Genomic DNA, 2,809 nt, shown 5'->3' with positions numbered 1-2,809 from the left:
GAGCTCGAGGACGCGGTCGACGTCGAGGACGACCATGAGCTGGCCGTCGAGACGGTGGACACCGCCGGCGAGCTTGGCCATGCGGGGGTCGAGATTGACGGGGTTTTCTTCCATGCCGTCCTCGGCGAGCCGCAGCACTTCGCCGATCTGGTCGATCAAGAGGCCGTAGGATTCACCGCGCAGGTCGACGCCGACCGCCATCGGGATCTTGCCGTCCTCGGGCTTGGGCAGGCCGAGCCGGGCGCGCATGTCGACCACGGTGACGATGCGGCCGCGCAGGTTCAGCACGCCTGCGATCTCGCGCGAGGACAGCGGCACGCGGGTGACGCGCTCGGGCATGAACACGTCCTGGACGCGGGAGATCGGTAGGCCGAACAGCTGGCCGCCGATCATCGCGGTGACGTATTCGACCATGGCACCTTCGCCGGACTGGGTCTTCTTGGTCATGTTGCTTATCTCCTGATCCCGCTGGTTACGCTGCTGCGCGGCTCAGCTCGGAGGCACCGGCGGCGCCCGCGGTCTGTTCCTTCAGCGCCGCGATCAGACCGGGACGGTCGAACTTGGCGACATAGTCGTGGAAGCCGGCCTGACGGCCGCGCTCGATCGCCGCCGGCGACACCAGCGCGGAGAGCCCGATGATCGGCATCGCGCCCAGATTGCTGTCGGAGCGGATGGTCTCGGCAAACTCGAACCCGTTCATGTCGGGCATCTCGATGTCGGTCAGGACCACGTCGAAGCTCTGCGCGCGCAGCGCAGCTAAGCCCTCCTGCGCGGTCGGCGCGGTGCGGACGCGGTAGCCGGCGGCCTTGAGCACCGGGGCCAGCATGTTGCGGAAGAACGCCGAGTCGTCGACCAGCAGCACCGATTGCGAGTGCAGCGACGGCTTCATCTCCTTGCGGGTGAACCAGTCGGAGAACGCCATCGGCAGGAAGTGGCCGACGTCGATCACTTCGGTGGCCTGGCCCTTGATCACGGCCGAGCCGAGAATGCCGGAGGAGGATCCGCCGACCTCGATGTTGAGCCGTTCCTCGACGATGTCGATGATCTCGTCGACGACGAGGCCCATGGAGCGGCCGTCATCGGAGAACACCAGGATCGGCTGGGCGCCCTGGCTCGCGATGGTGACGCTCTCCATGGCCACGAGCGGCATCAGCTGCTCGCGGTACTGCACCATGTAGCGGCCGTTCGAGAACTCGATCTTGTCGGCCGGGAGTTCTTCGAGGCGCGTGACGAGCCCGAGCGGGACCGCCTTGGGCTGGGACGAGCCGGCGCGGAACACCAGCAGCGAGGTGGTCTGCTCGCCCGATCCGATGTGGTGAGCCCCGTTCTCGTTGTTCATGTCATGGGCCGAGGAGCCGGCGGCGCCGAGCGCCTTGGCAATGCCGTTGGGGTCGATGATCATGATGACCGCGCCGTCGCCCAGGATGGTATTGCCCGAGAACATGTCGATGTGACGCAGCTTCGTCGACATCGGCTTGACCACGATTTCTTCGGTGTGGAACACGCCGTCGACGACGATGCCGAAGGTCTGGCTGCCGACCTGGGTCACCACGATGAAGCCGTTCTCGGGATCGGAGACGGCGCCGTCGTCGATCTTGAGCAGCTTCTTGAGGTGGATCAGCGGCAACAGCTTGTTGCGCAGCCGGAGCACCGCGGTGTCCTTGATGCGCTCGATGCGATGCTCCGAGTTGGCGCGGGCACGCACCAGCTCGACCACGGAGAGCTGCGGGATCGCAAAGCGGTCGCCGGCGGCTTCCACGATCAGCGCGGAGACGATGGCGAGCGTCAGCGGGATCTTGATGGTGACGGAGGAGCCTTCACCGGCGACCGACTTGATGTCGATGGTGCCGCCGATCTGGTCGATATTGGTGCGCACCACGTCCATGCCGACGCCGCGCCCCGACACCGAGGTGATGGCGGCCGCGGTGGAGAAGCCCGGCGCGAAGATGAACTTGTGGATCTGGGCTTCGCTCATCTTCTCGAGCTCGGCCTCGGTGACCAGCCCCGAGGAGATCGCCTTGGCCTTGATCCTGTCGGTGTTCAGGCCACGGCCGTTGTCGGCGATGCAGATGATGATGTGGCCGCCTTCGTGATAGGCGGACAGGCGGATGGTGCCCTGCTCGCCCTTGCCGCCGGCGAGACGCTCGGCCGGGGTCTCCAGGCCATGGTCGGCGGAGTTGCGCACCATGTGGGTGAGCGGGTCCTTGATCAGGTCGAGCACCTGGCGGTCGAGCTCGGTGTCGGCGCCGTGCATCTCCAGCTCGATCTGCTTGCCGAGTTCGCTCGAGAGGTCGCGAACGATGCGAGGCAGCTTCTGCCAGGCATTGCCGATCGGCTGCATGCGCGTCTTCATGACGCCTTCCTGCAGCTCGGCGGTGACGTTGGACAGCCGCTGCAACGGCACCTTGAACTCGGTGTCCTCGTTGCGGCGGGAGATCTCCAACAGCTGGTTGCGGGTCAGCACCAGCTCGGAGACCATGGTCATCAGATGCTCCAGCGTATCCACGTTGACGCGGATCGACTGGTTGGCGATGCTGGCGCCCTCGCCGGCGCCCTCGTCGGCGATCGACTTCTTCGGCGCGGCCTTGTCCTTGGGTGCCTTGGTCTCCTTGGCAGCTTCCTTGGCGACGTCCTTGGCAACAGGCACCGGGGCTTCAGCGGCAGGCGCGGGCTCGGCCTTGACTTCAGCCTTGGCAACCGGGGCCGGGACTTCGATCGCGGTCTCGCGGAAGGCGCGCTCGAGCTCGTCGAGCGAGACTTCGCCCGGACGCAGCGGACGCTCCAGGCTCTGGTCGGCCAGCACGCCGGG

Annotated in this window: 2 protein-coding genes; both read right to left on the bottom strand. The window is 66.5% G+C overall.

All coding sequences use genetic code 11. The features are described 5' to 3' along the window. Positions 1 to 447, bottom strand: a 447-nt coding sequence (locus tag AC0L3P_RS39475; RefSeq protein ID WP_247468230.1) for a chemotaxis protein CheW, incomplete at its 3' end; no start/stop codon positions are given. A gap of 25 nt (positions 448 to 472) precedes the next feature. After that, positions 473 to 2,809: hybrid sensor histidine kinase/response regulator (locus tag AC0L3P_RS39470; RefSeq protein ID WP_473309394.1), on the bottom strand; the 2,337-nt coding region annotated here is incomplete at its 5' end.

It is taken from the genome of Bradyrhizobium sp. WSM4874 (assembly GCF_055811835.1).
Note: the sequence above shows the minus strand (reverse complement) of the source record. Positions and strands in the feature narration are given on the sequence as shown.